Source organism: Erythrobacter sp. WG (assembly GCF_026586795.1).
Lineage (GTDB): Bacteria > Pseudomonadota > Alphaproteobacteria > Sphingomonadales > Sphingomonadaceae > Erythrobacter.
This window is the reverse complement of the sequence record NZ_JAPFGY010000015.1, coordinates 48,903-73,254: the sequence shown is the minus strand read 5'-3', so window position 1 is coordinate 73,254 and position 24,352 is coordinate 48,903. Positions and strand designations below refer to the sequence as shown.

The following is a 24,352-nucleotide window of genomic DNA, read 5'->3' as shown; positions in this document are numbered from 1 at the left end:
AAGGTTCCGGTGTGGCGGGGCTCAGGACTTCAGCGACTGGCGGCGCAGGTCGCGGGCCTTGGTGAGGATGATGTCCTCGAGCTTCTGCACCGTCGCCGCCTGCACCGGGGCCTCGGTCCACGCGCCGTTCGCGCTGACCTGGCGGCTGGCGGTGACGCGCAGCGCATCGGCGCGCAGGTCCTGGTCGAGGATGGTGACGGTCAGCTTGACCCGCTCGGTCGGGTTCGCGGGGTTGGCGTACCAGTCGGTGACGATCACCCCGCCATTGCTGTCCGCCTGCACCAGCGGCGCGAAGCTCACCGTCTCGAGCGCGGCGCGCCACAGGTAGGAGTTCACCCCGATGGTGTTGATCTGCGCCGCCTGGAGATCGGTCTTGGGGCGATCGCCCCCGCCGCAGGCCGGGAGCACCGCCAGCGCCCCGCCGAGCAGGACGATACCGCAGGCGCGGGCGCCGATCGAGCCGATGCGGGCCGGGCGGAAAGGGGCGAAGGTGGCGCGTGTCACAGCCGGATCATCCTCGTTATGTGTTGCGGGCCCGCTCTATAGTGGCAAGGCCCCTCGCGGCAAGCACAACCGCGCCGGGGCCGGGGACGGCGCGTCGGAGCGGAGGCGTGCCGCTTGTGGAGCGGCCCGGGGCTTTACCCAGGCTGAATTCAGGATTGTGCAGCATTTCTGTGTGCATGCTGCCACAGGTTAAGGCGAATCCGCGCAACATGGGCACAGGCCATTGCAACGGCTCACCGCGTGCCTATTGCATGGACTTGCAGAAGCGCGACTCATTCGCGGTTCAGGTTGGATAGGCCAGGGCAACGGCCCTGTATTGGACAAAGGCGACAGGGAAGAAGCATGACAGGCTTGCGCAACAGGATGGCAGGGGGGCGGTATCCGCTTCCGCTCGTCGCCCTGAACGCGGCGGCCTGCGGTGCGCTGGCACTGTCCATGCCGACCGCGGGGCTGGCGCTGGCCGGCGATGCGCCTGCCCGCGCGGCGGCCTCGATGCAGGCGCTGGGCATCGGCCGCTTCACCCCGGCCTCGGTCGACCCCGCGCTCGCCGCGCGCGTCGCCGACAAGGCGCGGGAACGCGGCATCCACTTCACCCCCGCCAGCGCGCCGCCGGTCACCGGCCTGCGCACGGTGACGGTCGCGGTGCGCGTCGATGACGATGCGGCGCGGATCGTCGCGGTGCGCAAGGCGCCCGAAGCGGTGTCGGGCCGCGTCACCAGCCTCGCCGCGCTCGATGGCAGCAAGTTCCAGCTCGGCGCCGCGCGCGGCGTGCAGAGCTTCGCGCGCAGCGTCGATCTCTCGGCGAGCGTGCGCACCATCGACGTGCCGGACCTCGCCCGCCTCGAACCCTCGAAGCCTGTCGCCGCCGACAAGCCCTCGCGCCTCCAGCCCCGCATTGAGCTCGAGGATCGCGAGATCGCCGGACGTTCGCCGAACACGCTCGATTCGGTCGGGCAGGAGAATGTCGGCGTGGGCGGCAGCTACAGCCTGTCGCGCAACCTCAACGTGATGGCCGGCGTGCGCTATTCCAAGGAGCGCGATCGGCTCAACCCGCTGACCAATGCGGTCAAGGACAGCCAGGCGGTCTACGTCGGCACGCAGATCAAGTTCTGATCTGAGCCCAGCCTCCCTGTAGGCATTTCTCTTGTTCTGGCGGGTGGTTTGCGCAGCGGCCCCATTGCGCGCCCTTGCGCCTGCCTTGACCCCTGCTTGCCCCCTCCCAGACCCCGCCTTGCCCTCGCTCGCACCCGCTTTGCGGCATAGCTATTCGCGGCTTCCCCTTCCCCTACGGCACGCTATGGTGCTCCCTTCGGAACGGATTGAAGGAAGGGGAGAAATGCCATGGGCCGAGTAGCCATCGTCACCGGAGGAACGCGCGGGATCGGGGAGGCGATCTGCAAGCGGCTCCAGCGGCAGGGGCATATCGTCATCGCCAATTACGCCGGCAATGAGGAAAAGGCGCGGGCCTTCACGGCGGAAACGGGGATCCGGGCCTACAAATGGGACGTGGGCGACCACGAGGCGACGCTCGAAGGCTGCGCCCGGGTCGAGGCCGAGTTCGGCCCGATCGACATCGTCGTCAACAACGCCGGCGTGACCCGCGACGGGACGCTCCACAAGATGAGCTATGACGACTGGAATGAGGTGCTGCGCATCAACCTCGGCGGGTGCTTCAACATGGCCAAGGCGACCTTCCCCGGGATGCGCGAGAGGGGCTGGGGGCGGATCGTCAACATCGGCTCGATCAACGGCCAGGCGGGGCAATACGGGCAGGTCAACTACGCCGCGGCGAAGAGTGGAATTCACGGCTTTACCAAGGCCTTGGCGCAGGAGGGCGCGAAGTTCGGGGTGACGGTGAACGCGATCGCGCCGGGCTATATCGATACCGACATGGTCGCCGCCGTGCCGCCTGCGGTGCTGGAAAAGATCGTCGCCAAGATCCCCGTCGGCCGGCTCGGCATGGCCGAGGAAATCGCCCGCGGCGTCGCCTTCCTCACGAGCGAGAACGGCGGATTCATGACCGGCTCGACCATGAGCATCAACGGCGGGCAGCATATGTATTGAGGCGGGCAGCCGCGCAGCCCCGCTGCAAGGCGGTGGCGCGCAGCGCCAGCCCGCCTCGCGGCCAGCGGGTCGGCGGCGCTAGCCCGCCGAACCCGTCTGACGTCAGCCTGCGGCTCTGCCGCAGGCCCTGCCCTCAATTGAAGACGATCCCCGACACCTTCCAAGCACCCTCCTCGCGCAGCCGCTCGTTGATGGTGTGCACCGAGAGGGCGAGCTCGAGCGCAGCCGATTTCGCGTCGTGCCCGCGCAGAATCAGCCGCAGGGTCTGCTTTTCCCGCCCGGTGAGGGCGTCGATCCCGGTGGTCATGGCGAGGGTCCAGGCCGCCCGTCTCCGAGCGGGGGTCGTGCGCGCGGCGCGGGTCGCCGATTTGTGACAAGCTTTCGCCGCCGCTTGCCGCTAGCGTGGCGCGCGAAGGAGATTGCCGATGGCCGACCGCATCCTCGTGTTCTACGGGTCCTACCGCCGTGACCGGCAGGGCATCCGCCTTGCCGAGTATTGCGTCCGCAAACTTGCCGCGCGCGGGGCCGATGTGGAGCTGATCGACGCCAGGGCGGTGGACCTCCCGATGCTCGACCGGATGTACAAGGAATACCCGCAGGGCGAGGCTCCGCAAGCGATGGCGACGCTCGCAGGCAAGATCCGCGCGGCGGACGCCTTCCTGTTCGTGGTCGGCGAATACAACTGGAGCGTGCAGCCGGGCCTCAAGAACCTCACCGACCACTTCCTCGAGGAATGGTTCTGGCGCCCCGCCGCCATCGTCAGTTACTCGGCGGGGCGGCTCGGCGGGGTGCGCGCAGGCCTGGCATGGCGCGACATCCTCGGCGAGATGGGCATGGTTGTCGTCTCAAGCACCATCGCGGTGGGGCCGATCGGCGATGCGCTCGGCGAGGGCGGCGAGCCGACAGGTGACGGCGGAAAGGCGCTCGAGAAGCAGTTCCCGCGCTTCGCTGACGATCTCGCGTGGTGGACCGCCGCGGCGAGAGCGCAGCGGGAGAAGGCGAAGCCGCCTTACTGAGGGCAGAGGTCGGTCACGAAGGTTTAAGTGCTTACATCATAGACCCACCAGATGTCCGAGCAGCTTCCCGTTGCTGCGACGGAGGGACACTCCGCCGCGCTCGAACCTTTTGAATGGCTGGGCCGAGTGCTTGCCCAGTTTGCTCAGGGCGAGCGGGCGATAGGACAGTTTTGCATCGCTCTCGACTTGCCGGTCGACAAGGGGCCGCTCTCGAGCCTCCAGCTGATCTGCAACCGGCTTGAGCGGGCCACGGACAAGCGATGCCACACCCTTCTGCGAAGGATCGAGCGGTGGCGTTCCTTTCGTCCGCTACGTCACCTCTTGGCGCATGCAACCATCATGGTTGTTCACGATAGTACCGGGAACCGCTTCTTCCTGACCCGCCACCTCCCGCTGAACCGTCATGACGTCACGCCGGATCGCCTATGGACCGAGGATGAGTGCCGCGAGCTCCTGCGGGTAGCGACGAACGATGGACGGTCGATCACGGATCAGGTCCGCAATCTGATGCAGAACGCAGCAGTCATCGCCGAACTGAAAAAGCCGGACCCCGGATCAAGCCCGGGGTGACAGGATAGGGCTAACCCCTCACCCCCGGTACAGCCCGTCGATCCGCTCCTGATACCGCTCGCGGATCTTGTGGCGGCGGATCTTCATCGAGGGGGTCATCTCCTCGTTCTCGATGGTGAAGGCCTCGTCCGCGAAGGCGAACTGGCGGACCTTTTCGATCACCGAAAGATCGGCGTTGGTGCGGTCGACCGCTGCGCGCACCGCGTTCTTGAAGGCGGGGAGCTCCTGGAGCGCCTTCAGGTCGAACCTCTCGCCGTTGGCGCGCGCCCATTCGACCGCCCATTCGGCATCGGGGACGATCAGGCCGACCACATAGGGACGCTTGTCGCCGCTCACCATCGCCTGCGCGATCTCGGGCTGGAGCGTCAGCATCCCCTCGACCTTCTGCGGGGCGATGTTGTCGCCCTTGTCGTTGACAATCATGTCCTTCTTGCGGTCGGTGATGACGATCCGGCCCTTGGCGTCGAGGTGCCCGATGTCGCCGGTGTGGAGCCACGGCAGGCCCATGGGATCGGCGGGATCGACCTTCAAGGTGCGCGCGGTCTCGGCCTCGTTGCGCCAGTAGCCGTGCATCACAAGTTCGCCGCGCACGAGGATCTCGCCGTCGTCGGCGATCCGCACGTCGACGCCGCGCAGGGGCGGGCCGACGGTGTCCATCTTGAGGCCGACCTTCGGCCGGTTGCAGCTGATCACCGGCCCCGCTTCGGTCTGGCCGTAGCCCTGGAGCATGGTGAGGCCCATCGCGTCGAAGAAGTTGCCGACTTCGGGATTGAGCGGCGCGCCGCCTGAAACCATCGCCTTGATCCGCCCGCCGAACTTCTGGCGGATTTTGGGCCGCAGGGTCTTCTCGACGAGGAAGTCCATCGGCCGGTCACGCAGGCGCTTCTTGCCGTCGCGCGCATTGCCGGCGATCTTGAGGGCGTTGTCCATCATGAAGTTGGCGACCTTGCCCTGCTTTTCGACCTGCTTCATGATCCGGGTGCGCAGCACTTCGAACAGGCGGGGCACGACCACCATCAGCGTGGGGCGCGTTTCCTCAATGTTGCTGGCGAGCTTCTCGAGGCCTTCGGAATAGAAGATCTCCGCACCGACGCCGATGGGCAAGTATTGCCCGCCCGAATGCTCGTAGGCGTGGGAGAGCGGAAGGAAGGACAGGAAGCGTTCGTCGTGAATGCCGAAATCCTCGATCAGCACTTCGGCCGCACCCGCGACGTTGCACAGGATCGCGCCGTGATGCTGCATCACCCCGCGCGGCGCGCCGCCGGTGCCGCTGGTGTAGATGAGGCAGGCGGTCTCGGATCGCTCGATGCGCGCGATGCGCTCGTCCACCGCCGCGCGCGCGGCCGCGACGTCGCCGGTAACGAGGCTTTCCCAGCCGTGATAGGTAAAGCTCCCCGCCTGGCGCGGCTTCAGCGCGTCGATGCCGATGACATGCTCGACAAGCCCGGTCTGGCTGATCGCGCCGACCAGCGGGGCGAGCAGCTTCTCGTTCGAGACGAACACCGCGCGCGCGCCCGAATTGTCGAGGATGTGCGCGTGATCGCGGCGGGTGTTGGTGGTGTAGGTGGGCACCGTGATGCACCCGGCCGCCATGATCGCGAGGTCGGCGATGCACCATTCGGGGCGGTTTTCCGAGACCAGCGCGACGCGGTCGCCGTCCTCGAGGCCGAGGCGGCGCAGGCTCTCGGCGAGCAGGCACACCTTCTCTGCGGCTTCGCGCCACGACTGCGTGACCCACTGTCCGCCGCTCTTGTGGCCGAGGAAGGGCGCGTCACCCTTCTCGTCCGCGCGCTTCAGGAACAGCTGGACGAGGTTCTGCGCGTTGTCGATGTCCTGCAGCATCTGCGGGTCGGCGGGGTTGGCGACGGCGCGCGATGCATGGGGCAGCGTGGGGGAATGCACTGGCAAAGGCTCCTGGTCCCTTCAGGTTATGGTTCGCAAGGCTCGGTGCGGCCCGCGTGCGGGGCCCTGATTATAAGGTCATTGCCGTAGCGGCAAGCACCCGCAGCGGTGCGATGCTCAGGGGGTGACAGCGGCGGCCATGCGCGGCTCGGTCGCCACCTCCCAGGTGCCGTCTGCCCTGAGGCCGAGCGCATTGCCCTTGATCGGCGCAGCGCCGGCGCGAATGCCCTTGTGGCCGAGCCGCTCGAGCTCCGCCCGCATCCCCACCAGCGCCGTGCCGTCCTCGATCAGCAGCGCCTCGCCGAAGGACATCGCGAAGGGCAGGGCGAGCGCCTCCTGCGCGCCGAGCTTGAAGTCGAGCACCCCGATGATGCCGCGCGCGACGGTGACCGGGATGGTCGGGCCGCCCGCCGCGCCGATCACCAGCACCGGCTTGCCCGCCGCGTCGAAGATAATGGTCGGCGCCATCGAGGAGCGCGGGCGCTTGCCGCCCTCCACCCGGTTGGCGACCGGCTTCCCCTGCGCCTCGGGGGTCAGGGTGAAATCGGTCAGCTCGTTGTTGAGGTAGAAGCCCTTGAAATGCAGGCCCGAACCGAAGGCGCCCTCGATCGTCGAGGTGTAGCTGACGGCATGGCCCTGCGCATCGACCACCGCGAAGTGGGTGGTGCCGTGCTCCGGCTCCTCGGGCCCGTCGCCGCGCGCGAGCGGGGCGCCGGGGGGAACCCCGGCCTCGACCTTGGCGAGCGTGCTATCGACCGAGATCAGCGCCGAGCGGCTGGCGATGTAGGCGGGATCGACCAGCCCGGCGACGGGCACCGCGACGAAATCGGAATCCCCGGTGTAGAGCTCGCGGTCGGCATAGGCGAGGCGCTGGCTCTCGATGAACAAGTGCCAGAAGACGGGGCTGTCCGGGCCCATCGCGGCCAGATCGAAGCGTTCGAGCTGCCCGAGCATCTGCGCGACCGCGATGCCGCCCGAGGACGGCGGGCCCATGCCGCAGATCCGGTAGACCCGGTAGCGGGTGCAGACGGGCGGTCGCTCCTTGGCGGTGTAGCCGGTGACGTCGGCGGCGGTCATGCGCCCGTCCTGCGGCGTGGCGGCGGCGACATGGGCGGCAAGCTCGGCGGCGGGCTTGCTGGAATAGAACGCCTGCGGCCCCTCCTTGGCGAGTGCGCGGAAGGTCGCGGCGAGGGCGGGAATCCGGACGGTGGCGCCCACGGCAAGCGGATTGCCGCCCTCTCCGAAGAACACCGCACGGGCAGTCTCCGACTTGTCGGCGCGGCCCTTGTTCTGGGCGAGCGAATCGTGGAGCCGCCGGTTCATCGCAAAGCCGTTCTCGGCGAGTGCGATGGCGGGGGCGAACAGTTTCTCCCAGGGCAGCTTGCCGTGCTCGGCATGGGCCTTGGCGGCGAGCGCGAGGTTCCCCGGCACGCCCACGCTGAGGCCCGAGAACACCCGTGTCTCACGGTTCAGAAGCTTGCCTTGCGCGTCGAGGAAGCGGGTCGGCGTTGCCGCGGCAGGCGCGGTCTCGCGCCCGTCGTAAGTGACGATCCGGCCGGTCTTCGCGTCGCCGCGCACCATGAAGCCGCCGCCGCCGATGCCCGAGCTCTGCGGCTCGACCACGGTCAGCGCCAGCATCACCGCGATCGCCGCATCGACCGCCGAGCCGCCTTGCGCGAGGATCGCCTCGCCGGCCGCCGAGGCGCGCGGATCGGCGCTGCTCACCGCTCCGGCAGAGGCGCTGACCGGCTTTGCGGTGGCAAGGGTCGGGGCGGTGGCGCAGCCCGTCAGAGCGAGGGCCAGCGGGGCGAGGAGGGCGGGAAACAGGCGCATCGCGACGGTGCTATTCGCTTCCCACCGCTTCGGCAATGCTGGCGAACCCGTCGCGGCGCATCAACGTCTCGAGCCCCCGCGCGATTCGCGCCCCGAGGCCGGGGCCTTCGTAGACCATCGCCGAATAGAGCTGCACGAGACTGGCGCCCGCGCGGATCCGCTCCCATGCGTGCTCTGCGGTCGCGATCCCGCCGACGCCGACGAGCGGGATCGCCCCGCCGGTGGCCTTGCGGAAATCGCGCAGGCGCTGCGTGGCTAGCGCGCGCAAGGGCGCGCCCGATAGCCCGCCGGACTCGCCCGCATGGTGCGAGCGCAACGCGGGCCGCGAGATCGTGGTGTTCGAGACCACCAGCGCGCCCAGCTGCTTGTCCAGGGCGATGCGGGCGATGGCGTCGATATCGGCAGGCTCGAGATCGGGCGCGACCTTGAGGAAGATCGGGGGAGTGCTGCCGGTCTCGCCGCGGGCCGCAATCACGGCATCGATAAGGCCGGTGAGCGCGCTCTCGTCCTGAAGCGCGCGCAGGCCCGGGGTGTTGGGGCTGGAGATGTTGACGCAAAGGTAGCTGGCCACCGGGGCCATCATCCGCGCCATTACCGCGTAATCGGCGATGCGATCGGCCGAATCCTTGTTCGCGCCGATGTTGACCCCGACGATTCCGGGCCGCCCGGCGCGCTGCCGGAGCCGCGCCAGCGCCGCCGCGCCCCCGCCATTGTTGAACCCCATACGATTGATGACGCCCTCGTCCTCGACCAGCCGGAAAAGGCGCGGACTGGGATTGCCCGTCTGCGGGAGCGGGGTGATCGAGCCAACCTCGGTGCAGCCGAAGCCGAGGCCCAGCAGCGCGTCGGGCACCTCGGCGTCCTTGTCGAACCCTGCCGCAACGCCGACCGGGTTGGGAAAGGCGAGCCCCGCGACATCGACCGCCAGCGGTCCCGCCCGCGCAGGGGCCTGCGTCGGCAAGGCCGCGAGTGCCCGCAGGGCGAGGCGGTGCCCGGTCTCGGGACCGAGGGCGAACAGCGCGGGGCGGACGAGGCGGAACAGCATGGCCTTGCCGCCTATGCCAGCCCGTGGGCCATGTCGAGCCGCTCTCGGTGCAGCGATGGCCCGCCGTGTCGCTTGCATACAATCCACCCGGCGAATCGAAGCGTATGCCTCTCTTGCGACCCGAAGGGCTCGGAGCAGCAATGCAAAGAGTTCCTTGACTTGCAAAGGCGGCGTCCCTCGTGGGCGCCGCCCTTTTTTCGTAAGTTCGTGGACTCTCGACAAATGCTCCGCGTCTGCGCAGTATGTTGACCGTTAGGTCGCAGAAGCCAGTTGGAGGGCCCGCGAGGGTTCGCTCGAGGTTGGAGTTTCATACGAAGATGATCCCGCCTCCGGCCGATGCTGGCGGTCTGATCAACACCTTTTACATCATCGAAACCGGAAGCGTTCCCATCGAGGAGCCGGTTCCGGCCTATTCGGCGCAGCTGATGGTGATGGTGCGCGGCCAGGTCCGTTTCACCTTCGCCGACGGAAGCGTGGGCGAATCGGGCTCTATCGTGATCAAGGCGCCGCAGATGCGCAGCGCGCGCGGCCTGCTCGAAGGTTCGGCGCTGCAGATCGGCGCCTCCCTGACCCACGTGGCCTGGCAGCGGCTCGCGAATCTTCCGGCCGACGAGGTGCACGACCGGCTGATCCCCCCGGAAGCCGTGTTCGCACCAGACCAGATCGCCGCGCTCGAAGCCGCCGCTGCGGCCTGCCGTGACGGGCTGATCGCGCCGGAGGCGGTCTGCGCGACACTCACCGAGGTCGTCGCTGCGGGCTCCCACCGGCTGCGCGCCGATCACGTGGCGGTCGTGGAGGCGATCTTGCGGTGGCTGGGGAGCGGCTTCGATCCGGACCTCGCCGAGCTCTATGGCAGCGTCACCGTCTCGCCGCGCCAGGTGCAGCGCATCTGCCGCCGCTTCTTCGGAGTCGCTCCCGCGCAGGTGCTCAAGCGGTTCCGCGCGCTGCGGGCGGCGATGCTGCTCTCGCAGACGGGGATCAGCGAGGAAGTGCATGACCAGCTGATGGCGACCTACTTCGATCAGGCGCACCTGATCCGCGACATCCGCCGCTACACCGGCCGCACGCCCTCGCAGTTCCGGCGCCAGTCGCTCGTGGAGAAGCTGCTCGACCCGGCCGCGCACGGCGATGCGGGCACGCCGCTGCGGTCCGCCGCCGAGTAACGCCGCCGGGCATGCCTCGGCGGTTGTAATGCGAACGAATTGATCCTAATTCAATTCGGACTGATTCGGTCCGAATTGAGAATCACTCGCAATGCGCCTGTCGAACCTTGCCGACTATGCCGTCATCACGATGTGCCAGGCCGCGCTCCATTGCGGCAACGGCCGGGTCAGCGCGGCCGAGCTTGCGACCGAGACCGGGCTGCCGGTGCCGACGGTGCAGAAGCTGGTATCGAGACTGACGGCGGCAGGCCTGCTGCGCAGCGTGCGGGGCGCCCACGGCGGCCTCCAGCTCGGGCGTCCGGCGGCGGCGATCACGGTTGCCGACATCGTCGAGGCGATCGAAGGGCGCATCGCGCTCACCGCCTGCATTGATCACACCCCCTGCGACTTCGAGAGCGGGTGCAACATGAAGCCGCACTGGCCGATCATCAACGACGCGCTGCGCAGCGCGCTGGCGGGGATCACCCTCGCCCAGCTGCGCGGCCCCGTCGCGTCCCCCACTCCCGCCGAGGACCATCTGGCATGAGCGAAGACATCGACATTCAGGACCGCGAGGCGCGAGAAGCCGCCGCCAAGGTCGCCGATTACGAGCATGGCTGGTCGGCCGACATCGACACCGAGTTCGCGCCCAAGGGCCTGAACGAGGACACCGTGCGCTTCATCAGCGCCAAGAAGAACGAGCCCGAATGGATGCTCGAATGGCGCCTCAAGGCCTTCCGCCTGTGGCAGACCATGGAGGAGCCCGAGTGGGCCAAGCTCGGCTATCCGCCGATCGACTATCAGGACGCCTATTACTACGCCGCGCCCAAGAAGAAGGCGACCATCGCTTCGCTCGATGAACTCGATCCCGAGATCAAGGCGGTCTACGACAAGCTCGGCATTCCCGTGGCGGAGCAGGAAGTGCTCGCCGGGGTCGAGGGCGCGCGCAAGGTCGCGGTGGACGCGGTGTTCGATTCCGTCAGCGTCGCCACCACCTTCCGCGAGGAGCTGAAGCGCGCGGGCGTGATCTTCCTTTCGATCTCCGAGGCGATCCGCGAATATCCCGAGCTGGTGAAGCAGTGGCTGGGGCGCGTCGTGCCGGTGCGCGACAATTATTTCGCGGCATTGAATTGCGCGGTCTTCTCCGACGGCACCTTCGTCTACGTGCCCGAAGGCGTGCGCTGCCCGATGGAGCTTTCCACCTATTTCCGCATCAACGCCGAGAACACCGGCCAGTTCGAGCGTACTCTGATCATCGCCGACAAGGGCGCCTATGTCAGCTACCTCGAAGGCTGCACCGCCCCGATGAGGGACGAGAACCAGCTCCACGCCGCTGTGGTCGAACTGGTCGCGCTCGACGATGCCGAGATCAAGTATTCGACCGTGCAGAACTGGTACCCCGGCAATGCCGAGGGCAAGGGCGGGATCTACAACTTCGTCACCAAGCGCGCGCTGTGCCAGGGGGACCGTTCGAAGGTCAGCTGGACGCAGGTGGAGACGGGTTCAGCGGTGACGTGGAAGTACCCCTCCTGCGTCCTCAACGGCGAGGATAGCGTGGGCGAGTTCTACTCGGTTGCGGTCACCAACAACTTCCAGCAGGCCGATACCGGCACCAAGATGATCCACAACGGCAAGAACAGCCGCTCGACGATCATCTCCAAGGGGATATCGGCCGGCAAGTCGAACAACACCTATCGCGGGCTGGTGCGCGTCGGCCCGACCGCGAGCGGCGTGCGCAACTTCACCCAGTGCGACAGCCTGCTCTTGGGCGATCAATGCGGCGCACACACCGTGCCCTATATCGAGGTCAAGAACCCCAGCGCGCAGATCGAGCACGAGGCGACCACCAGCAAGATCAGCGACGAACAGCTGTTCTACGCGATGCAGCGCGGGCTTGGGGAAGAGGAAGCCGTCGCGCTGATCGTCAACGGCTTTGCCAAGGACGTTCTGAAAGAGCTGCCGATGGAGTTTGCCGTCGAGGCGCAGAAGCTGCTGGCGATTTCGCTTGAGGGGAGCGTGGGGTGAACATCGCGGAGCGCGTCAAGGAACTTAGCGCCGAAGGGATCGGGCACGCCCGTGAGGAAGCCTTCGTCCGCTTCATCGATTGGTTCCATGACAAGCCTCAGACCTATTGGTTGTTCGCAGCCGCTCATTACAACTGGGGGTATGGGCCGCTGCCGCTCTATTTCATGGTGCGGGAGCCGCAGTGCAGCATTGCTGTGGCAAAGCAGATCTTCTGGCTTGGTGCTCCAGATGACATTTGGCTTTGGGAAGGCTGCTGGGCGGCTGATTACGAGATGGATCTGGAAAAGAAGCTATTGCTCGAAATCAACGAACGGGCCTGTGCTGGCGGGTTTGTGCACGATGGGCTGGAACCGACAAGAAATTGCTTCGATGAACGTATCGCCGCACGGATTGCCAGTCAGCCCTGTGCAAAGGCACCTCAAATTGCCGCCGTTCTGTTGGCTGGCTTCGAGCCGTGCGACCCGCCAATCCCGGAAGTTGATCATCCGGAATGGAATCAGGACGTCGCAGATATCTTTGCCGATCTCGGAACAGGTTTCTGATTTGAAATGACCAACCGCAAAACCCTCGCCCTCAACCCCGAGGCCGCCACTGCCGAAGCCCCCGCGCTCAAGAAGAAGGGGCGCGGGTGGGAGATTTCGGAGAAGCGGCTCGATGCGCTGCACGAACAGGCGCGCGAGCTGCGCCGCCATTCGTCCGAGGCGCACAAGGCGCTCGCCGCCAAATTCGCCGCCGCGGACATGGGCCGCTACACCTTCAAGCGGCACGCGGTGGTCGGCAGCGCGATTGTCGATTTCAACTGCCACAACCTCGGCCTCGCGCTGGCGATCGACGAGGAGGGGCAGAACGACACGCTCGCCAAGCGCCGCGACAAGAGCCTCGAGAGCGTCGGCATTCAGGTGATGCGCATCGCGGCCAAGGACATCCTCGAGGATATCGACGCGGTGCTCCAGCGCCTCACCCTCGCCATCCGCGAGCGGATCGCGGCCAAGAAGGAAGCCGCCCGCGCGCACAAGGCGGCCAACCCCAAGCAGACTTATTCGCGCCCCAAGCCGAAAGGCGATGATCGCAAGCCCAGACCCCTTTCGTCTTCCCGGGCTTGACCCGGGACCCCGCTTTCTTCCCGCCTCAAGACAGCGGGACCCCGGCTCAAGGCCGGGGAGACGATGAAACAGAGAACTGAACCGATGCTCGAAATCACCAATCTCCACGCCTCCGTCGGCGATAAGCCGATCCTCAAGGGCCTCACGCTCGAAGTCCCCGCGGGCGAGGTCCATGCGATCATGGGCCCCAATGGCGCGGGCAAGTCGACGCTGACCAATGTGCTGGGCGGCAAGCCCGGTTACGAAGTGACCGAGGGCAGCGTGACCTTCCGGGGCGAGGACCTGCTGGCGCTGGAACCGCACGAGCGCGCGGCGAAGGGCCTGTTCCTCGGCTTCCAATATCCGGTCGAGATCCCCGGCGTCTCCAACGTCCAGTTCCTGCGCGAGGCGCTCAACGCGCAGCGCAAGGCGCGTGGGGAAGAACCGCTGTCGGGGGGCGAGTTCCTGAAGCTCGCCAAGGACAAGGCCGCGCTGCTCAGGATGGACATGGAAATGCTGAAAAGGCAGGTCAATGTCGGCTTCTCCGGCGGCGAGAAGAAGCGCGCCGAGATGGTGCAGATGGGCATCCTCGACCCCGCCTTCGCGGTGCTGGACGAGACCGATTCCGGCCTCGATATTGATGCGCTCAGGATCGTCGGCGCGGGGATCAACGCGATCATGCGCAGCCCCGACAAGGCGGTGCTGCTGATCACCCACTACCAGCGCCTGCTCGACGTGGTGAAGCCCGACAAGGTCAGCATCCTTGCAGGCGGCCGCATCGTCGAGACCGGCGGTCCGGAACTTGCGCTGCGGCTCGAGGCCGAGGGCTACGACGCGGTGATGGCGTGATGCTGCTCGCCGCCCTTGCGCTCGCTGCCGCGCAGCCGGTCGCCGAAGCACCAGCCGACAACGAAATCACCGTCGTAGCCAACCGCCTGCGCAACTGGCGCGGGACGTGGCGGATGAACAAGGGCGCCGCGACTTGCAAGACCAAGCGCTCGACCGGGGACAAGGCGATCGATGGGATCGGCTGCGACGCGATGATCCAATGCATGGTGCCCTTGGCGCCGCGGTTCTCGACCATCGAGAACGCCAAGCTTCCGAAAGCCGAGAAGGAGCAGCGGATCAACGCGTTGCTCGCAGCCGAGAAGGTCTACGACTGCCTTTTCGCCAAGCGCGAGGCAGGCATCGCCGCACTCGTCGCCGAGCGCAGGAGCAAGCGGTCATGACCACCGCAACCCTCCCCACCCGGCGTGACGAGGCGTGGCGCTATGCCGACATGGACGGCGTGGCGCGGCTCGGCGCGGCGGCGCTCGACCAGTGGCAAGAGATCACCCTCGCCCCCTGTGAGACGCGGCGGCACGCGATGACGGTCGGCTCCGAAGCGCCCGAGCTGCACCGCATCCGCCTGAACCTCGGCGAAGGCGCGCGGGCCGAGCTGTTCGTGGTCAACCGCGGTGCGGACTACACCCGCGTCGAGGTCGAGGTGCGGCTCGCGAAGGGTGCCCATTTCGAATTCGGCGGCGTCACCATCGGCGGGGCAGGCGTGACCCGCGAATTCGTCACGCAGGTCGTCCATGCCGAGCCCGAGGCGACCTCCAACCAGACGGTTCGCGCGGTGCACTGGGCGGGGGCGACAGGCAATTTCCTCGGCGAAATCAAGGTCGCTCGCCACGCGCAGAGGGCCGACGCGGCGCAGGACTTCAAGGGCCTGCTGCTGGAGGCAGGGGCGAGCGCCAATGCCGTCCCGCAGCTCGAAATCTTCGCCGATGACGTCAAATGCGCCCACGGCGCCACCGTCGGCGCGCTCGACGAGGCCGCGCGCTTCTACATGATGGCGCGGGGGCTCGACCCGGCGACGGCGCAGCGCCTGCTGGTGCAGGCCTTCATCGGCGACGCCTTCGTGGCGCTGGAGGACGAGGCCGAGCGCGAGGGGCTGCTCGAAGCGGCGCTGGCGGCGCTGGAGGGGGCGAGGCTGTGAGCACCACTCAACCTCCGTTTGTGTCGAGCCCTTCGGCAGGCTCAGGACAGGCTGCCGACCTTCGGTCGTCAGTCGAGACACCTGCGACCGGCCTCTCGACTGCGCTCGAGGCGAACGGGTTCAGGGCCGACTTCCCCGGCATGGTCACCCATGATGGCAAGCCCTGGCATTACCTCGACACCGCCGCCACTGCGCAGAAGCCGCGCAGCGTTATCGACGCCATGGCGCGCGCGCTGGGGGAGGATTACGCGACCGTCCACCGCGGGGTCTACACCCGCTCGGCCGAGATGACGCTCGCCTACGAGGCCGCGCGGCGCACCGTCGCCAAGTTCATCGGCGGGCTCGAGGACGAGCTGGTCTTCACCCGCGGCGCGACCGAGGCGATCAACCTCGTCGCGCAGACCTGGGGCCGCGCGAACCTCGAGCCGGGCGACCGCATCCTCCTCTCGCAGGCCGAGCACCATTCGAACATCGTGCCGTGGCAGATGGTCGCGGAAGAGGTGGGCGCCCACATCGATGTCTGCCCGCTGACGGACGATCACCGGATCGACCTCGATGCGGCCGAAGCCATGCTGACCGAGCGGCACAAGCTGGTCGCGCTCGGCCATGTCTCAAACGTCACCGGCGCGCTGCTCGATGCCCGGCGCGCCGCCGCACTGGCGCACAAGGTCGGCGCGAAGCTGCTGCTCGACGGGTGCCAGTCGGCGCCGCACATGGGCGTGGACGTGGCGACGCTCGATTGCGATTTCTACGTCTTCTCGGCGCACAAGCTCTACGGCCCGACCGGGATCGGGGCGCTGTGGGCGCGCAAGGAGCTGCTGGCCGAGATGCGCCCCTATCAGGGCGGCGGGGCGATGATCGACCGCGTGACCTTTTCCAAGACCACCTATGCCAGCGGGCCGCAAAGGTTCGAGGCCGGGACGCCCGCGATCACCGAAGCAGTCGCCTTCGCAGCTGCGGTGGACTACATCGCCGCAATCGGCCCGGAGCGCATTCACGCCCACGAACAACAGCTCGTCGCCAAGCTCCGCCGCGAACTCGGGGCGATGAACGACGTGCGCCTGTTCGGCCCCGCCGACAGCGCCGGGATCGTCAGCTTTGCGGTGGGTGACATCCACCCCCACGACCTCGGCACGATCCTCGACGAGAGCAATGTCGCGATCCGCGCCGGGCATCACTGCGCCCAGCCGCTGATGGATTACCTCGGCGTCCCGGCCACCGCGCGCGCCAGCTTCGGCTTGTATTCGACCGAGGCTGACGTCGACGCGCTGCTCGCCGGGATCGCCCGCACCCGCAAGATCTTTGGAAGAGGATGAGAGCGATGGACAGCTCGACCGAAAAGCCCCCACGCGCCCGCGTGTCGGATGCCGTGGACACCGAGACCGAAGCGCCCAAGGACCAGGGCCGCACCCGCGACTATCTCGACGGCTTCCTCGCCGCCAAGCCCGCCGATGCGCCGGTGGGCGGCGCGGGGAGCGACCTGCAAGCCGCCGTGATCGAGGCGTTGCGCGAAATCTACGACCCGGAAATTCCGGTCAATATCTACGATCTCGGCCTGATCTACGGGGTCGAGGTCGACGAGAATGCCGACGCCACCGTCACCATGACGCTCACGACACCGCATTGCCCGGTCGCCGAATCCATGCCCGGCGAGGTCGAGCTGCGCGTCTCGAGCGTCCCCGGTATCCGCGATGCGGAGGTCAATCTTGTCTGGGAGCCCGCCTGGGGCCCGCACAAGATGAGCGATGAGGCGCGGCTCGAGCTGGGGATGCTGTGACCCTCGCACCGGCCCTGACGATCACACTCGCGGACTACCGCGACGCTCGCGATGCCGCTGACGTCGTGGCGCTGCTCGATGCCTATGCCCGCGATCCGATGGGCGGCGGCGAGCGCTTGCGCGACGACGTCAAGGCGCGCCTCGTAGGCGATCTGGCGGCCGATCCGCAGGCCTTCTCGCTGCTGGCTCGGCTCGAGGACAAGGCCGTGGGCCTCGCCAATTGCTTCATGGGCTATTCGACCTTCGCCGCCGCGCCGCTCGTCAATATCCACGATCTCGCGGTGCTGCCCGAGGCGCGCGGGCGCGGGATCGGCAAGGCGCTCCTCCAGGCTGTCGAGGCTGAGGCCTTGAAGCGCGGGGCCTGCAAGATCACATTGGAAGTGCTGAGCGGCAATCCGGCGCGGCATCTCTACGCCCGCGAAGGCTATGGCGACTACCAGCTCGATCCCGCCGCCGGGCACGCGCTGTTCTGGCAGAAGAGGCTGACATGACCGAGACCACCTCCGCACGTCCTGCTCCCAAGGCCGCCGTCACCCTGACGCCAAGCGCCGAGGCGCGCATCGCCGAGCTGATGAGCAAGGCCCCGGAAGGTGCCATCGGCGTCAAGCTCTCGACCCCGCGCCGGGGCTGTTCGGGCCTCGCCTATTCGGTCGACTACGTCACCACCGAGGCCAAGTTCGACGAAAAGATCGCCACCCCCGGCGGCACCTTCTACATCGACGGCGCCTCGGTGCTCTACCTCGTCGGCAGCACCATGGACTGGCGCGAGGACGATTTCACCGCGGGCTTCGTGTTCGAAAACCCCAACGCCAAGGGCGCCTGTGGGTGCGGCGAAAGTTTCATGGTATAAGCAGAGCCATGGCCCATCCCGACTCACCACAAGGCAATATCCTCGCAGGGCTCGGCCGGATTCTGGTCGGGGTCGGGATGCTGGCCATTGCCGCCGGTGAGACCTTTGCGGGGCGCCGCCAGGGCCCGAGGCCGGACGTGGAGCCCGGCGCGAGGTCGTTGGCGGACCTCATGCGCAGCCAGCCGCAGCGGCGTCGCAAGCCGCCCGAGTCCGGGCTGCCCGTCCCCGCCGTCCCGCCGCGCGGACCTGCACCGCACCGGGGCGGAGCCGCTGTCGCGATGGACCCGGCGCGCGATTGAAGGCATTGCGGCGTGACCCGCCATGACGCGTGGCACGGACCTTCCCCCCGATCGCGACGCCCAGCGCATCGACCAGCGCGGGCGTGAGGTGCGGGCCATCATCGCGCGGATAGAAGGCGAGCGCGCCGTTCTGGAAGCGCAGCTGGCCGAGGGGCCCGCGCCCGAAGACCGGGCCCGGATCGAGACCGATATTCTCCACCTGGCGCTCGCGCTCGGCGAGCTGCGCGGCGGCCATTACGTCGCCGGTTAGTCCGCTGCGGCGAGCCGCGCGATCAGCCGGCTTTCGAGCTCGTCGACTTCGCCATCGGCGTCGATCATGCCCTCGAGCCATGCGCTCTCGTAGTCAGTGACTGTCTCGCCCTCGGCGGCCAGTGCTTCATAGTCCGGGCCCGCGGGCTGCTTCTTGCCGAACACCTTGCCGAAGTGGTTGGCGACCTTGGGTGCCTCGCGCAGAACGCGGCCCATGAAGCGGCCGACGTTGGCACGGTTGTCGGCCATAAAGGCTTCGAGCTCGCGCCTGCGCTCGTGGCTGAGCTGGGCGTTCTGGTGCGTGAACCCCTTGAGGAAGTTCGCCACCCCGTCGATGAACAGATCGTCCCACTCGGCCGCGTTCTCCTCGGGAAGCGTCGCGTCCTTCAGCCGGAACAGCATTTCGGCCTCGAAGCGCGAGACCGCCGCCGGGGCGCAGCCGCCGCTGGCGAAGATCACCCGGCGGATGATCCGGCACTCGGCGGCGCTGATGTGGGTCGCCGACAGATGCCCGCCGCAGCGGGTCGGGCCGGTGCCGGTGAGCACCGCGCGCTCGATCTGATCGAGCACGTAGGTCTTCAGCCGTTCGGGCACGTTCTCGGCGCGTTCGATGATCCGCACCATGGTCTCGAGCTCCACCACGCTGTCGACCACGCCGTCATGATCGATCTGGCCGATCAGCCACTCGGCCTCCTCGAGCGAGCATTGCAAGCGCGGCGGCGTGGCGTTGAGCACGAATTCGCCGATCGCCTCGACGAAGAAGTCGCACCATTCGGGGCTGCGCTCGGCGAGCGCATTGTTCAACGCGAACAGCGCCTCGGCCTCGGCGCGGGTGATGATCCCGTCGCCCCAGCCCTCGCGGCGCAGCGCGAGGATGCCCTCGGCGGTGATCTGCCCGTCCGCGGCGGCGGCCTCGGCGATGGCGATGAATTGCGTGGTCATGCTTGCGTCTGGTCCCGTCGGCTTGCTCGGGAGCGGACATGGCACGAACAGGCTTAAGGCTGCGTTACCGCTTCTCGACCTCGCGGATGCAGGCGCCCGGATCGGCGGGCGCGCCGCCCTGCCGCAGCCGCGCCGCGACATGGGTGGCGGTCGGCTGGGAACCGGCGCTGAGCGGATAGAGGAAGATATCGAGCACGCAGGCCTTGCCGGTGAATTGCAGCTTGCGCGCGTCGCCCTCGGCAAGGTCGATGCGCGGACTGCCGAAACGCCGGGTGAGCGCATCGGCCGGCGAGCCGATCACCCCGCCGAGACCCTGGCCCGACATGACCTCCGGCACGACGACGATGGTGCTGTGCGGCCGGGCGCCGCCCCCGATCGAAGGGCGCGGCGCGGCGGCGACGCGCGGCTTGGCGGGACCCTTGCCCGCCCCGCCGCCGGCACACCCCGCCAGCGCGACGCCAAGCAGCGCCAGAACCGCGATGCCCGTATTCCTCATGCCTGCGTGCGTCCCTCCAGCCGGCGCAGGACCAGATGCGTGCCTGCCGCAGCGCCGATAAGCGGTGCGGCAAGGTTCGCCAAGGGGACGAGCATCAACCCGGCGATGGCAGCGCCCAGCAGGGCGCGTTCGCCGCGCGGCACCGGGTTTGCGTCCTCTGCGCCGGCGCAATGCCGCAGCCACGCCATGTCGGTGAGCTCGCGCCCCAGCAGCACCGCGTTGACCGCCAGCAGCACCAGCGCCGGGCCGATGGCGGTGAAGGCGAGCAGGGCCGCGACCGGCAGCGCCAGCAGGTTGTAGCCGATCGCCCGCAGCACGCCCCGCGCCGCGTTGGCAATCTCGCGGCGCAGCGGCAGGGGCCGCGCGCGCGCTGCCGCGCCGGGATAGTGCCGCGCCTCGACCGCCACCACCACCGCATCGGCGAAGAACTGCATCACCGCCACTGCCACTACCCGGAACAGCAGCCAGAAGGCGACGACGGCGGTCACGAGCCAGACCAGCACCGCTGCCGTCTCTGCGTAGTCCTGCGGCAGGATCGCGGCCAGCCATGCGCTGCGGAACAGCCATGCCAGGCCTGCATAGAGCCCCGCGCCCGCGAGCGCGAAGATCATGAGCGTGATCGCGACGCTCTTCACCGCGACCGCCACGAAGGCGCGGTCGCCGAGCTGGCGACAGGCCTTGAGCAGGGCGGCGAGGACGGCGGGCATGGGCGATCCGATGCGGGGCGCGGGCGCGCGAGTCAACGCGTGCCGCCGCGCTCGCACACAGAAGCTTGGCGCGCGGGCCGAAGGCGGCTAGGCGGCGGCGCAACGATCCACAACCGAGGAACCCGCCCGTGCCCGAAACCACCGAGCCCCGCTACGACGTCATCGCCATCGGCAATGCCGTGGTCGACGTGATCGCCTCCTGTTCGGAGGAGCTGATCGAGGAGCTCCAGCTCAATCGCGGCGGCATGACCCTGATCGACGAGGCGCGCGCCGAGGAGCTCTACGCCGCGATGCCCCCGGCGCGCGAGGTGTCGGGCGGGTCGGCGGCGAACACGCTGGCGGGGCTGGCGACGCTCGGCCTGCAATGCGCCTTCATCGGCCAGGTCGCCGAGGACCAGCTCGGCAAGGTGTTCCGCCACGACATGCGCGCGACCGGCATCGACTTCGACACGCCGGGCCGTGAAGGCGAGCCCGCCACCGGGCGCGTGCTGATCTTCGTCACCCCCGATGGCGAGCGCACCATGAACACCTTCCTCGGCGCAGGGCAGTTCCTGCCCGCCGCCGCGCTCGACGAGAGCCTGATCGCGAGCGGGGCGATCCTCTATCTCGAAGGCTACCTGTGGGACCCGGAAGAGCCGCGCCGCGCCATGCGCCGCGCCATCGCGGTGGCGCGCGAGGCGGGGCGCAAGATCGCCTTCACCGCCAGCGAAAGCTTCGTCATCGAACGGCACGGCGACGATTTCCGCGCCATGATCGAGGACGGGGTGATCGACATCCTGTTCGTCAACGAGACCGAGCTGGCGACGCTGACCGGGGAGGACGATTTCGAGGCGGGCCTCGCCGCTCTCGCCGACAAGGTGCCGGTGCTGGTCGCGACGCGATCGGAGAAGGGCGCGGTCGCCATCGCCCACGGCGAGCGGGCCGAGGTCGCCGCCGTGCCGGTCATCAAGGTGGTCGACACCACCGGCGCGGGCGACCAGTTCGCGGCCGGCTTCCTGTCGGGCTACGTCAAGGGTGAGCCGCTGACCCGCTGCCTCAAGCGCGGGGCGATCTGTGCGTCGGAAGTGATCTCACACTACGGCCCGCGACCGGAAGCGGATATGCAGGCGCTGATGGCGGAGCGGCTCTAGGCGCGCGCACGCGGACGGCGAGCGCGCGCGGGCTGAGCTTGCCCGCGCGCCAGCCGAACCACGCCGCCGCCGCGCCCGCCGCCGCGCCGAGCGCGCCGGTGACGGCCGAAGGGACGCTTCCAGGGGCTGCGACGGCCTGGCCGAGTGCGGGCACTTTCGGTGCGGCCCACATCACCGCCGTCTGGAGGCCGATGAACCCCGCTCCGACCAGCCATGGCGCGGCGTATTTGCGGTTTGCGGCGCAAAGCCCGAGCGCGAACAGCATCGCGAGGCCGCCGGTGGCAAGCATCATGTCGAGCGCGTCGCGCGGCCCCTCGCCGCCGATCACGGTCAGCCACGGCGTCACCTGCGCGATGACCTCGCCGCACAGGCTGACGAACAGGATCAGCGGGGCCGCGAGCATATAGCCGGCGTGTAGCATGATGTTCCGGCGGTGCTTGAGCGCGAGATAGAACAGCGTGAGGTGGGCGGGGATCGCCGCCGCCATGCCGAGACCCGCAGCCGGACCGGGCGCGGGCATGGTAGGCTCCACGCCCGCTACGATGTCGATGCCCATCGCGAAGCCGGCGATCAGGACGGGGAACAGCCCGAAGCTCGCCCGGCCCAAGATGCTGTGCAGCACGTGGGCGCGCCGCCCGACCGCGATGTGCTGGCCGATCAGCAGCGCAAGCCAGGCGATGACCGAAATTGCATGAAGGTGAAAGGCGAGCGGCAACGGGCCCGCAGCCCTGAAATAGCTGCTCCCGAAGCCTGCCGCGATGACGAGCAGCAGGGCGCCCACAAACCAAGGCGCATGGCGGTACGGCATCCTGGACCCCTGTTGCCGGATTATGTTCTGGCAAGGGGCCTAGCATGGGCGGGGGCCTCGACAAAGCCCCCGTGCACGGATCGGTTCAATCCCCCGGGACGTAGCCTGCGCGGCGCAGGGTCACCATGTAGCGCGCGATCTGGTCGATCTGCGGGCGGGTGAGGGTGAAGTCCATGTCCTCGGGATAGTTGTGCGCCTCCGCCAGCCAGGCGGCGAGCGATGTTTCGGACAGGCCGGGGCGATTGGCGATCGCCGCGAAGCTGGGCGAGCGCGGGTTGGGCGACAGGAACGGCGGCTCGACCGCGTGGCACCCGCCGCAGGCGCCCTCGACGAAGGCGGGCGCGCGGGTGTCCGCCGAGCGCGCGGTGGCCTTGCCGACCATCGGCGGCGCGTTGTCGGAGGCGGGCGCGGTCACGCAGGCGGCAAGACAGGCGAGCGCGGCGGGCAGGATCAGGCGGTGGATCATGGACGCCTTATCCCTCGTGCCCGGCCCGCTTTCCTTGATCGGGATCAATTTATCGCTGGCGCGGGGGGTCAACCGGCGTGGGCGGCGATCCATTCCTCGACGACCGGCGCGACCTTGGTGCGCCAGCGCGAGCCGTTGAAGATGCCGTAGTGCCCGGCGCCCTCGGCCATGTAGTAGCGCTTCTTCGCTTCCGGCAGGTTGGGCGTCAGCTTCAGCGCCGCGCGGGTCTGGCCGAGGCCGGAGATATCGTCGCGCTCGCCCTCGATGGCGAGTAGCGCGGTGTCGGTGATCGCGGTCAGATCGACGATCTCGCCCTTGTGGCGGAACTCGCCCTTGGGGATCGAGTGCTTCTGGAACACCTCCTCCACGGTCTGGAGGTAGAACTCGGCGGTCATGTCGCACACCGAGCGATATTCGTCGTAGAAATCCTTGGTCGCCTGCGCGCTTTCCTCGTCGCCGATGGTGAGGTGTTTGAACATCTCATAGTGGCTCATCATGTGGCTCGAGAGGTTCATGCTCATGAAGGCGGAGAGCTGCATGAAGCCGGGATAGACCCGCCGACCCGCGCCGGGATACTTGAGCGGAACGGTGGCGATCACCGATTGCCGGAACCACGCGATCGGGCGCTGCATCGCCATGTTGTTGACGACCGTCGGGCATTCGCGCGTGTCGATCGGGCCGCCCATCATGGTGAGGGTGGCGGGCGCGGCAGGCGACTTGTGCAGGTTGAGGAGCGCGGTCGCGGCGAAAGCCGGCACCGAGGGCTGGCACACCGCCATCATGTGGACGCGCTGCCCGCCCGCTTCCGCGTGGACGTGCTCGGCGAAGGCGATCAGGTAATCGATGTAGTCGTCGAGATCGAACTTGCCCGCGCCCTGCGGCACCATCTTGGCGTCGGCCCAGTCGGTGATGAACACCTCCGCGCTCTCGAGCATCCGCTCCACCGTGCCGCGCAGCAGCGTCGCGTAATGGCCGCTCATCGGCGCGACGATCAGCAGGCGGGGGCGATCCGCGGGGGCGCCCTCGACCCGGAAGCGCAGCAGGTCGCCGAAGGGGCGCTTCATCACCGTCGATTGCACCACCGGATGGGCGACGCCGCCGATCTGCACCGTCTCGATCCCGAATTCGGGCTTCCCGTAATGCGCGGTCGCATGGGAGAAGACGTCGAGCGCGCTCGCGGCGAGCGGGCCCATCCCGAAACCGGCGAGCGGATTGGCGGGGTTCGACAGCATCCCCGCGCCGATCGAGGCGAGCGCGCTGGCGCTGTTCATCCAGCTGCGCTGGAGCTCATAGGCATGATAAAGCATCGGTTTCCTTCATGCGGACGAACATATCCGGCGCCTTATCCCGTGGCACCCTGCAACCAAGATGCGCCTTCGCAGGGTGTTGTGCAATGCACAATCGCATCGGCCGCGCCGCCACAGGGCCGGAGCCCTTACGGTTTTTACACGTGATCTTCCCGCG

The 24,352-nt window shown here is 68.1% G+C and carries 28 protein-coding genes and 1 pseudogene; 18 read left to right on the top strand and 11 right to left on the bottom strand.

What is annotated here, in order from left to right; translation table 11 throughout:
- Positions 1-21 precede the first annotated feature (21 nt).
- A complete protein-coding gene (locus tag OPU67_RS09510; protein WP_420708990.1) occupies positions 22-465 on the bottom strand; it encodes a DUF3576 domain-containing protein in 444 nt (147 codons plus the stop codon).
- 474 nt (positions 466-939) lie between these two features.
- Between OPU67_RS09510 and OPU67_RS09505 the strand changes: the two genes are divergently transcribed.
- Positions 940-1,617 carry a hypothetical protein gene (locus tag OPU67_RS09505; RefSeq protein WP_267619295.1) on the top strand — a complete coding sequence of 226 codons (678 nt, stop codon included), beginning with the start codon at positions 940-942 and terminating at the stop codon, positions 1,615-1,617.
- A 228-nt stretch (positions 1,618-1,845) separates the two neighbouring features.
- The gene (phbB, locus tag OPU67_RS09500) at positions 1,846-2,568 is read left to right on the top strand and encodes an acetoacetyl-CoA reductase (protein ID WP_267619294.1); all 723 of its coding nucleotides are present in this window, start codon (positions 1,846-1,848) and stop codon (positions 2,566-2,568) included.
- A 172-nt stretch (positions 2,569-2,740) separates the two neighbouring features.
- Here phbB and OPU67_RS09495 read toward each other — a convergent pair.
- Positions 2,741-2,875 (bottom strand): annotated as a pseudogene (locus tag OPU67_RS09495) (LuxR family transcriptional regulator); the annotation flags it as partial.
- Between the two features lie 118 nt (positions 2,876-2,993).
- On the opposite strand from OPU67_RS09495, the gene OPU67_RS09490 reads away from it, so the two are divergent.
- Entirely contained in the window at positions 2,994-3,584 is a 591-nt protein-coding gene (locus tag OPU67_RS09490; protein ID WP_267619293.1) for an NADPH-dependent FMN reductase, read from the top strand.
- Between the two features lie 51 nt (positions 3,585-3,635).
- A complete protein-coding gene (locus OPU67_RS09485) occupies positions 3,636-4,154 on the top strand; it encodes a hypothetical protein (protein WP_267619292.1) in 519 nt (172 codons plus the stop codon).
- 18 nt (positions 4,155-4,172) lie between these two features.
- Here OPU67_RS09485 and OPU67_RS09480 read toward each other — a convergent pair whose 3' ends face one another.
- From OPU67_RS09480 to OPU67_RS09470, 3 genes are all read right to left on the bottom strand, one after another.
- Positions 4,173-5,996 (bottom strand): AMP-dependent synthetase/ligase, encoded by a 1,824-nt coding sequence (locus OPU67_RS09480; protein ID WP_267619308.1) that lies wholly within the window; start codon positions 5,994-5,996, stop codon positions 4,173-4,175.
- 177 nt (positions 5,997-6,173) lie between these two features.
- A complete protein-coding gene (ggt, locus tag OPU67_RS09475; RefSeq protein WP_267619291.1) occupies positions 6,174-7,889 on the bottom strand; it encodes a gamma-glutamyltransferase in 1,716 nt (571 codons plus the stop codon).
- 10 nt (positions 7,890-7,899) lie between these two features.
- Positions 7,900-8,934, bottom strand: a complete 1,035-nt coding sequence (locus tag OPU67_RS09470; protein WP_267619290.1) for a quinone-dependent dihydroorotate dehydrogenase — start codon at positions 8,932-8,934, stop codon at positions 7,900-7,902.
- 317 nt (positions 8,935-9,251) lie between these two features.
- Here OPU67_RS09470 and OPU67_RS09465 point away from each other — a divergent pair, with 317 nt between their 5' ends.
- The 13 genes from OPU67_RS09465 to OPU67_RS09405 all read left to right on the top strand — a co-directional run bounded on the left by OPU67_RS09465 (position 9,252) and on the right by OPU67_RS09405 (position 18,340).
- Positions 9,252-10,097 carry a helix-turn-helix domain-containing protein gene (locus OPU67_RS09465; protein WP_267619289.1) on the top strand — a complete coding sequence of 282 codons (846 nt, stop codon included), beginning with the start codon at positions 9,252-9,254 and terminating at the stop codon, positions 10,095-10,097.
- A 91-nt stretch (positions 10,098-10,188) separates the two neighbouring features.
- A complete protein-coding gene (locus OPU67_RS09460; protein WP_267619288.1) occupies positions 10,189-10,623 on the top strand; it encodes an SUF system Fe-S cluster assembly regulator in 435 nt (144 codons plus the stop codon).
- A complete protein-coding gene (gene sufB, locus OPU67_RS09455; RefSeq protein WP_267619287.1) occupies positions 10,620-12,101 on the top strand; it encodes a Fe-S cluster assembly protein SufB in 1,482 nt (493 codons plus the stop codon). Before OPU67_RS09460 ends, sufB begins: the two co-directional genes overlap by 4 nt.
- Positions 12,098-12,643 (top strand): hypothetical protein, encoded by a 546-nt coding sequence (locus OPU67_RS09450; RefSeq protein ID WP_267619286.1) that lies wholly within the window; start codon positions 12,098-12,100, stop codon positions 12,641-12,643. The genes sufB and OPU67_RS09450 overlap by 4 nt, the downstream gene beginning before the upstream one ends.
- 6 nt (positions 12,644-12,649) lie before the next feature.
- A complete protein-coding gene (locus OPU67_RS09445; RefSeq protein WP_267619285.1) occupies positions 12,650-13,204 on the top strand; it encodes a DUF559 domain-containing protein in 555 nt (184 codons plus the stop codon).
- 84 nt (positions 13,205-13,288) lie between these two features.
- On the top strand, positions 13,289-14,032 hold the full coding sequence (gene sufC, locus OPU67_RS09440) for a Fe-S cluster assembly ATPase SufC (protein ID WP_267619307.1): 744 nt from the start codon (positions 13,289-13,291) through the stop codon (positions 14,030-14,032).
- Complete coding sequence (locus OPU67_RS09435; protein ID WP_267619284.1) at positions 14,032-14,412, top strand: hypothetical protein; 381 nt, start codon at positions 14,032-14,034, stop codon at positions 14,410-14,412. Before sufC ends, OPU67_RS09435 begins: the two co-directional genes overlap by 1 nt.
- The gene (locus OPU67_RS09430) at positions 14,409-15,164 is read left to right on the top strand and encodes a SufD family Fe-S cluster assembly protein (RefSeq protein WP_267619283.1); all 756 of its coding nucleotides are present in this window, start codon (positions 14,409-14,411) and stop codon (positions 15,162-15,164) included. The genes OPU67_RS09435 and OPU67_RS09430 overlap by 4 nt, the downstream gene beginning before the upstream one ends.
- A gap of 140 nt (positions 15,165-15,304) precedes the next feature.
- A complete protein-coding gene (locus OPU67_RS09425; protein WP_420708989.1) occupies positions 15,305-16,480 on the top strand; it encodes an aminotransferase class V-fold PLP-dependent enzyme in 1,176 nt (391 codons plus the stop codon).
- Between the two features lie 5 nt (positions 16,481-16,485).
- Positions 16,486-16,941: an SUF system Fe-S cluster assembly protein gene (locus OPU67_RS09420; protein WP_267619281.1), complete on the top strand. Its 456-nt coding sequence runs from the start codon at positions 16,486-16,488 to the stop codon at positions 16,939-16,941.
- Positions 16,938-17,432, top strand: a complete 495-nt coding sequence (locus tag OPU67_RS09415) for a GNAT family N-acetyltransferase (RefSeq protein ID WP_267619280.1) — start codon at positions 16,938-16,940, stop codon at positions 17,430-17,432. Before OPU67_RS09420 ends, OPU67_RS09415 begins: the two co-directional genes overlap by 4 nt.
- Complete coding sequence (locus tag OPU67_RS09410) at positions 17,429-17,791, top strand: HesB/IscA family protein (protein ID WP_267619279.1); 363 nt, start codon at positions 17,429-17,431, stop codon at positions 17,789-17,791. The genes OPU67_RS09415 and OPU67_RS09410 overlap by 4 nt, the downstream gene beginning before the upstream one ends.
- A 321-nt stretch (positions 17,792-18,112) precedes the next feature.
- A complete protein-coding gene (locus OPU67_RS09405) occupies positions 18,113-18,340 on the top strand; it encodes a hypothetical protein (protein ID WP_267619278.1) in 228 nt (75 codons plus the stop codon).
- On the opposite strand, the gene OPU67_RS09400 is transcribed toward OPU67_RS09405, so the two are convergent.
- From OPU67_RS09400 to OPU67_RS09390, 3 genes are all read right to left on the bottom strand, one after another.
- The gene (locus tag OPU67_RS09400; protein ID WP_267619277.1) at positions 18,337-19,281 is read right to left on the bottom strand and encodes a hypothetical protein; all 945 of its coding nucleotides are present in this window, start codon (positions 19,279-19,281) and stop codon (positions 18,337-18,339) included. The two genes, OPU67_RS09405 and OPU67_RS09400, sit on opposite strands and share 4 nt — an antisense overlap.
- A 64-nt stretch (positions 19,282-19,345) precedes the next feature.
- On the bottom strand, positions 19,346-19,777 hold the full coding sequence (locus tag OPU67_RS09395) for a hypothetical protein (protein ID WP_267619276.1): 432 nt from the start codon (positions 19,775-19,777) through the stop codon (positions 19,346-19,348).
- Positions 19,774-20,484, bottom strand: coding sequence for an EI24 domain-containing protein (locus tag OPU67_RS09390; protein WP_267619275.1), 711 nt, complete (start codon positions 20,482-20,484; stop codon positions 19,774-19,776). Before OPU67_RS09390 ends, OPU67_RS09395 begins: the two co-directional genes overlap by 4 nt.
- Positions 20,485-20,612: 128 nt before the next feature.
- Between OPU67_RS09390 and OPU67_RS09385 the strand changes: the two genes are divergently transcribed.
- Complete coding sequence (locus tag OPU67_RS09385) at positions 20,613-21,614, top strand: adenosine kinase (RefSeq protein WP_267619274.1); 1,002 nt, start codon at positions 20,613-20,615, stop codon at positions 21,612-21,614.
- On the opposite strand, the gene OPU67_RS09380 is transcribed toward OPU67_RS09385, so the two are convergent.
- From OPU67_RS09380 to OPU67_RS09370, 3 genes are all read right to left on the bottom strand, one after another.
- Positions 21,520-22,422: a hypothetical protein gene (locus OPU67_RS09380; RefSeq protein WP_267619273.1), complete on the bottom strand. Its 903-nt coding sequence runs from the start codon at positions 22,420-22,422 to the stop codon at positions 21,520-21,522. The two genes, OPU67_RS09385 and OPU67_RS09380, sit on opposite strands and share 95 nt — an antisense overlap.
- Before the next feature lie 85 nt (positions 22,423-22,507).
- Positions 22,508-22,888 carry a hypothetical protein gene (locus OPU67_RS09375; protein WP_267619272.1) on the bottom strand — a complete coding sequence of 127 codons (381 nt, stop codon included), beginning with the start codon at positions 22,886-22,888 and terminating at the stop codon, positions 22,508-22,510.
- A 68-nt stretch (positions 22,889-22,956) separates the two neighbouring features.
- Entirely contained in the window at positions 22,957-24,195 is a 1,239-nt protein-coding gene (locus OPU67_RS09370; protein WP_267619271.1) for a polyhydroxyalkanoate depolymerase, read from the bottom strand.
- Between the last annotated feature and the right edge of the window lie 157 nt (positions 24,196-24,352).

Bases quoted from the DNA above. Each gene is read 5' to 3' on its own strand.
- OPU67_RS09400 (WP_267619277.1), bottom strand. From the start codon at position 19,281: ATGACCACGCAATTCATCGCCATCGCCGAGGCCGCCGCCGCGGACGGG.
- OPU67_RS09410 (WP_267619279.1), top strand. From the start codon at position 17,429: ATGACCGAGACCACCTCCGCACGTCCTGCTCCCAAGGCCGCCGTCACC.
- phbB (WP_267619294.1), top strand. From the start codon at position 1,846: ATGGGCCGAGTAGCCATCGTCACCGGAGGAACGCGCGGGATCGGGGAG.
- OPU67_RS09405 (WP_267619278.1), top strand. From the start codon at position 18,113: ATGACGCGTGGCACGGACCTTCCCCCCGATCGCGACGCCCAGCGCATC.
- OPU67_RS09445 (WP_267619285.1), top strand. From the start codon at position 12,650: ATGACCAACCGCAAAACCCTCGCCCTCAACCCCGAGGCCGCCACTGCC.
- ggt (WP_267619291.1), bottom strand. From the start codon at position 7,889: ATGCGCCTGTTTCCCGCCCTCCTCGCCCCGCTGGCCCTCGCTCTGACG.
- OPU67_RS09505 (WP_267619295.1), top strand. From the start codon at position 940: ATGCCGACCGCGGGGCTGGCGCTGGCCGGCGATGCGCCTGCCCGCGCG.
- OPU67_RS09480 (WP_267619308.1), bottom strand. From the start codon at position 5,996: ATGCTGCAGGACATCGACAACGCGCAGAACCTCGTCCAGCTGTTCCTG.
- OPU67_RS09395 (WP_267619276.1), bottom strand. From the start codon at position 19,777: ATGAGGAATACGGGCATCGCGGTTCTGGCGCTGCTTGGCGTCGCGCTG.
- sufC (WP_267619307.1), top strand. From the start codon at position 13,289: ATGCTCGAAATCACCAATCTCCACGCCTCCGTCGGCGATAAGCCGATC.
- OPU67_RS09435 (WP_267619284.1), top strand. From the start codon at position 14,032: ATGCTGCTCGCCGCCCTTGCGCTCGCTGCCGCGCAGCCGGTCGCCGAA.
- OPU67_RS09430 (WP_267619283.1), top strand. From the start codon at position 14,409: ATGACCACCGCAACCCTCCCCACCCGGCGTGACGAGGCGTGGCGCTAT.
- OPU67_RS09465 (WP_267619289.1), top strand. From the start codon at position 9,252: ATGATCCCGCCTCCGGCCGATGCTGGCGGTCTGATCAACACCTTTTAC.
- OPU67_RS09375 (WP_267619272.1), bottom strand. From the start codon at position 22,888: ATGATCCACCGCCTGATCCTGCCCGCCGCGCTCGCCTGTCTTGCCGCC.
- OPU67_RS09470 (WP_267619290.1), bottom strand. From the start codon at position 8,934: ATGCTGTTCCGCCTCGTCCGCCCCGCGCTGTTCGCCCTCGGTCCCGAG.
- OPU67_RS09420 (WP_267619281.1), top strand. From the start codon at position 16,486: ATGGACAGCTCGACCGAAAAGCCCCCACGCGCCCGCGTGTCGGATGCC.
- OPU67_RS09390 (WP_267619275.1), bottom strand. From the start codon at position 20,484: ATGCCCGCCGTCCTCGCCGCCCTGCTCAAGGCCTGTCGCCAGCTCGGC.
- OPU67_RS09460 (WP_267619288.1), top strand. From the start codon at position 10,189: ATGCGCCTGTCGAACCTTGCCGACTATGCCGTCATCACGATGTGCCAG.
- sufB (WP_267619287.1), top strand. From the start codon at position 10,620: ATGAGCGAAGACATCGACATTCAGGACCGCGAGGCGCGAGAAGCCGCC.
- OPU67_RS09485 (WP_267619292.1), top strand. From the start codon at position 3,636: ATGTCCGAGCAGCTTCCCGTTGCTGCGACGGAGGGACACTCCGCCGCG.
- OPU67_RS09370 (WP_267619271.1), bottom strand. From the start codon at position 24,195: ATGCTTTATCATGCCTATGAGCTCCAGCGCAGCTGGATGAACAGCGCC.
- OPU67_RS09380 (WP_267619273.1), bottom strand. From the start codon at position 22,422: ATGCCGTACCGCCATGCGCCTTGGTTTGTGGGCGCCCTGCTGCTCGTC.
- OPU67_RS09425 (WP_420708989.1), top strand. From the start codon at position 15,305: ATGGTCACCCATGATGGCAAGCCCTGGCATTACCTCGACACCGCCGCC.
- OPU67_RS09490 (WP_267619293.1), top strand. From the start codon at position 2,994: ATGGCCGACCGCATCCTCGTGTTCTACGGGTCCTACCGCCGTGACCGG.